The organism is Actinotalea sp. (assembly GCF_041597215.1).
GTDB lineage: Bacteria > Actinomycetota > Actinomycetes > Actinomycetales > Cellulomonadaceae > Actinotalea.
Genome location: NZ_JBFHHB010000172.1, coordinates 1 through 6,718 on the forward strand (window position 1 = coordinate 1; position 6,718 = coordinate 6,718).

At 70.1% G+C, this 6,718-nt stretch carries 8 protein-coding genes; 6 read left to right on the forward strand and 2 right to left on the reverse strand.

Features of this window, described 5'->3' with window-relative positions; genetic code table 11:
- From ABWK99_RS11770 to ABWK99_RS11795, 6 genes are all read left to right on the forward strand, one after another.
- On the forward strand, positions 1-929 hold a 929-nt coding region (locus ABWK99_RS11770), incomplete at its 5' end, for a hypothetical protein (protein ID WP_372594893.1).
- Positions 930-971: 42 nt separating this feature from the next.
- Positions 972-1,337, forward strand: coding sequence for a hypothetical protein (locus ABWK99_RS11775; protein WP_372594894.1), 366 nt, complete (start codon positions 972-974; stop codon positions 1,335-1,337).
- A 4-nt stretch (positions 1,338-1,341) separates the two neighbouring features.
- Positions 1,342-1,539 carry a hypothetical protein gene (locus ABWK99_RS11780; RefSeq protein ID WP_372594895.1) on the forward strand — a complete coding sequence of 66 codons (198 nt, stop codon included), beginning with the start codon at positions 1,342-1,344 and terminating at the stop codon, positions 1,537-1,539.
- Positions 1,536-2,441 (forward strand): hypothetical protein, encoded by a 906-nt coding sequence (locus ABWK99_RS11785; protein WP_372594896.1) that lies wholly within the window; start codon positions 1,536-1,538, stop codon positions 2,439-2,441. The genes ABWK99_RS11780 and ABWK99_RS11785 overlap by 4 nt, the downstream gene beginning before the upstream one ends.
- 14 nt (positions 2,442-2,455) lie before the next feature.
- Positions 2,456-5,335 (forward strand): hypothetical protein, encoded by a 2,880-nt coding sequence (locus ABWK99_RS11790; RefSeq protein WP_372594897.1) that lies wholly within the window; start codon positions 2,456-2,458, stop codon positions 5,333-5,335.
- A gap of 13 nt (positions 5,336-5,348) precedes the next feature.
- Complete coding sequence (locus tag ABWK99_RS11795; protein WP_372594898.1) at positions 5,349-5,702, forward strand: hypothetical protein; 354 nt, start codon at positions 5,349-5,351, stop codon at positions 5,700-5,702.
- A 60-nt stretch (positions 5,703-5,762) separates the two neighbouring features.
- Here the strand turns inward: ABWK99_RS11795 and ABWK99_RS11800 are convergent, their stop codons facing one another.
- On the reverse strand, positions 5,763-6,104 hold the full coding sequence (locus tag ABWK99_RS11800) for a hypothetical protein (protein ID WP_372594899.1): 342 nt from the start codon (positions 6,102-6,104) through the stop codon (positions 5,763-5,765).
- A gap of 29 nt (positions 6,105-6,133) precedes the next feature.
- On the reverse strand, positions 6,134-6,436 hold the full coding sequence (locus tag ABWK99_RS11805) for a hypothetical protein (RefSeq protein WP_372594900.1): 303 nt from the start codon (positions 6,434-6,436) through the stop codon (positions 6,134-6,136).
- Between the last annotated feature and the right edge of the window lie 282 nt (positions 6,437-6,718).

A 6,718-nucleotide genomic window follows, 5' to 3' on the forward strand; every position in this document is an offset into this window, starting at 1 on the left:
ACGACGGCGAGTGGCTGGAGTCGGCGCGACTGTCCATCGTCCCCATCCATGCCACGCACGGTGCACGCATCGACCTCGACGCGCTGATCCGCGACATCGCACGCTGGAAGCCCAAGGCTGCGGCGAAGGTCACCAGTGAGTCCGCGTTCGTCGCACCGATGGGCGATACGCAGGTCGGCAAGATCGAGGGCGGCGGCACCGAGGCAGCCGTCCCGCGCATCCTCAACGAGATCGAGCGGGGCGCGCAACGGTACAGGATGCTCGCCCGAAACGGTCGCGTGGGCGACGCGGTACTCCCCCAGCTCGGCGACTGCATCGAGGGCAACGTCTCGCAGAAGGGCGGCGTCGTCGGGCGCACCGACCTCGGCATCACCGAGCAGGTGCGCGTGTACCGGCGGCTCCTGTGGGCGCAGGTCCGCACCTACGCGAACCTTGCCCCCCGCGTCCTGGTCCCCGTCGTCCCCGGCAACCACGACGAGACCACCCGCTTCCCGCTGACCACGTACACCGACTCGTGGGCCATCGAAGCGGCGTCGGCTGTGCAGGACGCGGTCGCCGAGAACCCTGAGATGGCCGACCGGGTCCGCTTCTTGTTCCCCGAGCACGACGAACTCACCGTCACAGTCGACGTCGCCGGCACGGTCCTCGGCTTGGCGCACGGGCACCAGTTCCGCGGCGGGTACGAGAAGTGGTGGGCGGGCCAGTCCGCAGGCAGGCAGCCCATCGGCGACGCGGACGTGCTGCTCGCCGGACACCTGCACCACCTGCGCGTGCAGGACTACGGCGGCGGGCGACTGTTCCTCCAGGTCCCCTCGCTCGACGGCGGCTCCAACTGGTTCCGCCACACGAACGGCGCGGACACCCCATCGCGGGCTGTGACCTTCCGCACCGAGGGCGGGCGCGTGTTCGACCTCGACCCCGTGCTCTGACCTTGTAACCCGAGCTACAACCCCACCAGAAGGAGAACCACCATGGCTAAGGCTGTCGACAACACGGTCCTCGATGGCGCGTTCGCCATCGTGGACAACGCGATCCGCATGGCTGTCTGCTCGGCTGAGCCGGCGAACTACGCGGGCATCGCTGCGGTGACGCTCGCCACCGCGACCGTCTCCGGCGCCGACTTCACCGTGGCCGACGGTGACACGTCCGGCCGCAAGGTGACGATCGCCGCCAAGTCCGGCGTCTCGATCACCGCATCGGGCACCGCGACGCACATCGTCCTCCACGACAACTCGTCCACGCGCCTGTACGTGACGACCTGCCCCTCGCAGGCGCTCGTCTCCGGCGGCACCGTGGACATCGGCTCGTGGAAGATCGAGATCGCGGACCCGGCCTGATCTGATGGCTCAGTCACCTGACGTCAGGGCGGCAACCGAGGCGAACGTGCCCGAGGTGTGGGCGGCGTCGTGCGTGGTGCTCGTCACGACCGGCTCCGAGGCGCGCCCATCCGTGCCGACGACCGTCCCCGTGCTGTGGGTCGGCGGGTCCACGGAGCCGACGAACATGGGCGCCAACGACCTCTGGTTCGCGGCAGCATGAGCGTCGTCCGTGCGAAGGGCGGTGCCGCCCTGACCGTCCGCGCGAAGGGCGGCGCCGTCCTGACCCCGCGGATGCTCGGGGAGTCGGTCGGCACGCCGAGCACCTTCCCCACGCAGGCGACGGTCGGCCTCGCAGGGGTCGGCCTGACCGTCGGCGACCTGTCGTCCGGGTGGGCGCCCGGTGACTTCTACGGGTCCGCCGATGGGGCCGTGTGGACCGGGTACGACATCACCTGCACGTACCCGATGGAGTTCCCGGTCGGTGACGCCGGCAAGACGATCACCTTCCGCAACTGCCGCATCTACGGCGGTCCAGCTGAGGACCCCTACGTGTACTGGTCGGTGCTCACCGAGCGCGGCGTGAAGCTCGTGTTCGAGGACTGCGACCTGATCGGCGGGCTCGACTCGGCGATCTCCGGGTCGAACTACACGCTCCGCCGATGCCTGGTCTACGGCGGCGGTGACGGGCTCAAGTTCGCCAACGACGTGCTCATCGAGGACTCCTACGTCAAGGCGTACATCAACCCGTCCAACCCGGACCCGCACGCCGACGGGATGCAGTCGCTCGGCACGAACGGCACCGGCGCCGTCGGCTCCGGCGCGACGATCCGCCGCAACTCGATCGTCATGCCCAACGACTCGACCTCGGCGATCATCCTGTCGACCGGGTCCGCGTCCGACATGCGCGACGTGCTCATCGAGGAGAACTACCTCGAGGGCGGCATCAACTGCATCTACGGCGGCTACCAGTCCGGCGTCGACACGCTGTCGAAGGTCTCGAACATCATCATCCGCAACAACCGGTTCAAGCGTGGCAACAACACGGTCGACGCGATCACGTCGGCCGACTCGCCCGTAGTCCAGACCGGCAACGTCTGGCACGACACCGGCCTGCCGGTCTAGGGATGGGATGACCGATGGCAGCTCCGACCCTCGTCTCCGCGACCACCCTCGGCGCGTACAACAACACCGACACGACCTACCCGAAGGCGACCGCGTCGATCTCCTGGGACGCTGGGGACCGGATCGTCGTCGTGTTCGGCGTCGAGTGGGACGACAACGAGATCGGCACGCCCACCGCAACCGGGCTCACGTTCTCCGAGGTCATCCGCGCATCCGAGGCTGACGGAGGCGACGCGACCGAGGTCGCCATCTTCGAGGCCGTCGCCGGGTCGGGCGGGTCGGGCGCAGTGTCGATCACACTGTCGACCACGGCGAGCGGCGGGTACTCGTGGGGCGCGGGCATGGTCTACGTGTTCCGCAGCTCCTCCGCGGGTGCGTCCGCGAAGGCTGCCGCGTCGACCGTCGGCATCACCACGCTCGGCGACAACTCGGTCATCATCGGCAACGTGTCCTCGTGGCAGAACGACGCGACGATCACCGCCGACGAGGGCACCGCCGGCACGATGACCGTCGGCAACTCCGGCGCAGACACCGACCACGGCAACCTCTTCTCCTTCCGCTACGCGGACACGGGGACGGCCGGGGCCAAGACCGTCGGCGGCACCGAGACGTGGTCCTCGCCGCGCATCGCGGTCTACGAGGTGCAGGGCGTGGCCGCTGGCGACACCACCGCACCCACCGCCCCGACGTCGGTCTCGACGAGCTCGCCCACCTACAACGGGGGCACCGTCTCGTGGACGCAGGGCACGGACGCGGTCGGCGTCACGCAGAACGTGATCTACGTGGACGGGGCACCGCACGCGACGATCGCGGCGACCACCTCCTACGCGATCACTGGGCTGTCGTCGAGCACCACGTACACGGTCACCGTTACCGCGAAGGACGCCGCGGGTAACGAGTCCACGCCGTCGACCGGTGCGAGCCTGACGACGACCGCACCCGACCCGACGGCGACCTACGTCACCGCGTCGACCCTCGTCTACGGGTCCACGTCCGTCGTCGGCACGCTGCCCGCCGGGATCGCGGCAGGCGACTACCTGCTGCGGTTCGTCGGCACCAAGCCCGGAACCAACGCGCCATCGACCCCGGCCGGGTGGACGAGCCTCGGCACCATGCTCGGCACCACTGGCACCACGGGCGTCGACACCGGACCGATGCGGATCTCCGCGTTCGGGAAGGTCGCAGCAGGAACCGAGACCGGCACGATCACGCAGACCATCACCTCCGGCAACTCCTCGTGGACGCAGACCTACCTCCTGCGCAACGAAACCGGGCTGTGGGACGTCGCGGTCGCCACCGGGCAGGACACCGCTGGCGGCACGTCCTGGTCCGCCGTGCTCGACGCCGTCTCGTTCGCAACCGGCGACCTGTGCATCGTCGGGTCCGCGATCCCGACCGACGTCACCACCCCGGCACAGTTCACCGCCGAGGCGATCACGGCGAGCGGCATCACGTTCGGCACCATGACCGAGATCTCCGAGCCCGACACGACCACGGGCAACGACAGCGGCGGGTTCGTCTTCCGGCAGGCCGTCACCGCTGGCACCGCGACCGTCGCCCCGACCGTCACCGCGACCGCCAGCGGCACGACCACCAACGTCTACGGCCCGACCGCCCTCGTGCGCGTCCGCGGACTGTCAGCCGTCGCTGTCAGCGTCACCCCCGCCGCGTCCACGCACTCGCACGCCGCGACGAGCCCGACCCTCTCGGCGACCCTGCCGGCCTCAGGAGTCACCCCGGCCGACGCCACGCACACCCACGCCGCCACGTCGCCCACGCTCGTGCAGCACCACACGCTCGCACCCGCCAGCTCGACGCACGCGCACGCCTCGACGTCACCGACGCTCGTGGCAGACAACCCCCTGTTCACCCCCGGCGCGACGCTCTACACCTACGCCGACACCGACGGGGCGCCCTACTTCTCCGAGACCGGCCCCGGCGACCTGTACTGGTACCTCGACACCGACGGCGTCCCGTACTACTCGGCGACCGGACCCGGCACCGTCACATGGACCGCCGACCTCGACGGCAACCCGTACTACACGGGCGTCGCGACCATCACCCCGGCCTCCAGCGCGCACGGGCACGGCGCGACGTCGCCGAGCCTCGTGCAGCACCACGTCATCGCACCCGCATCGGCCACCCACGCCCATGCCGCCAGCGCGCCGACGCTCACCCAGCACCAGGCGCTCACCCCGGCATCGGCCACCCACGCGCACGCGGCCACGCAGCCCGCGCTCGTGCAGCACCACGCCATCACCCCCGCGAGCACGACGCACAGCCACGCGGCCACGTCACCCACGCTCAGCACGGCGGCACCGACCTACACGATCACGCCCGCCGGCACGAGCCACGGACACACGGCCACCTCCCCCGCGCTCGTCCAGCACCACACGCTCCAGCCCGCCAACGCGAGCCACGGGCACACCGCGACACCCCCGTCCGTCACCCCGGCAGGGACGATCGCACCAGCCACCGGACTGCACGCCCACACGGCCACCAGCCCCACGCTGACCCAGCACCACGCGCTCGTCGTCAACGACGCGAGCCACATGCACGTCGTCACCAGCCCCACGCTCGCAGCCCGGTACGCACTCACCCCGGCGAGCACGACGCACGCGCACACCGCCACCTCCCCGAGCCTCGCGGTGAACGGGTCGCTGAGCCCCTCGTCGACCACCCACGCGCACACCGCCACAGGTCCGACGCTGACGCAGCACCACATCCTCACCGTCGCCGACGCGTGGCACGAGCACACCGCAACCGGGCCCGTGCTCACCGACCCCGACGCCTACCGCGACATCACCCTGCACCTGACCGGCCCCACCGCGCGACCCCGCACCATGACCGGGCCGACCAAGCACCCGCTCACCATGACCGGCCCCGCACTCTGACCCTGGGAGCACCATGAACCTCGACCGCACCTCCCGCGAGTACGCGCATTGGGGATTCACCGACCTGCCCGACGCACCCGGCACACCACAGGTCCAGCTCGACGGCGAGACATGGGTCGACGCCGAGTGGTGGAACGTGACGGACGCCACCGGGTGGGCATCGGTCGCCACGACGCTCGGCATCACCGCCGCCGACGTCATCGCAGGGACCGCAGGCATCGCACGACTGCTCATCGCCGGACCTGACGCCGTGAGCAACCCCGTCGGCACCGTCGTCCTCGCGGCAGGATCACACCAGGACAAGGTCCGACTCACCGACATCCCCGAAGCGCCCGCACGCGCAGGCTCCGGGATTCGCGTGCACTAGCCCCGGCACGACTGACGCCCCCGCTCGGCTCCGGCCGGGCGGGGGCGTCTTTGTCGTCCGTCAGCCCTTCCCGAGAGCCTTCCGCACGGTCATCCGGGTAACGCCAGCGCGCCGAGCGAGGTCGACCTCGGTGCCGCCGCTGGCGATGATCGCGCCGGTGAGCGCCGCTCGTGCCGCCTGCTCTCTTGCGCGGGCGTCACGCCAAGCCTCGGCCAGCGCTTCGAGCGTCTCGTCCCCGAGGGTGACCATCGCGGCGGCGTTCAGCGCGTCCCGTCGGCTGTCGGCCATGTCCGGGTCGGGCCAGCGCGCCCCGATCGCGTCGGATGCTGCCTGGATCGCGGCCCGCTGCTCGTCGGTGGCCTCGGCGTCCCCGAGCCATGCGTCAATGTCGTAGGCGTTCATGGCGGTCCGTCCTTTCTTGGCGGTCTAGGTCAGACGGCGAGTTCGATGTGGCGGACCAGGCCCTCGCGTCCGGCCTCGGGGCGCACCGAGGCGACAGCGATGATCTCGCGCCCGAGGATCGCGTCGGCGATGTAGCCGACCGGGGAGATGAGCGCCTGGACGCTTGTGGTGAAGGTGTCGCCATCGGTGAGGGTGACGGTGCGAAGCGACCGGTCGCTCTCGTAGACGCTGAAGGACTCGACGGTGCCGGTGTAGGTGGCGAGAGTCTCGACGACCTCGCGGCTGCCGTTCCAGCCGGTGACGGTGCGGGTGGTGGTGGCCTCGGTGCGCATGGTCCCTGTCCTTCGCTTCGGTGTGCCCTGCTGATGTATAGGACTATACACGCACCGGGTGGGGACTGTCTACCCCTAGACGCCGGTCGTCCGTCATGCAACCAGCGGGGCCCCGAGTGTGCAACTCGCAGGGGCGGGTGCTTTCGGGGCCATAGGGTGCACTTTTGGGTGCACTAGCCAGTGATTCCCGAAAGCCATTTCGTGCATTCCCGCAGGTCAGCCGGTGTGGGCCAGGTGGGGCTTGAACCCACGACCGACGGATTATGAGTCTGTCGTTTGGTA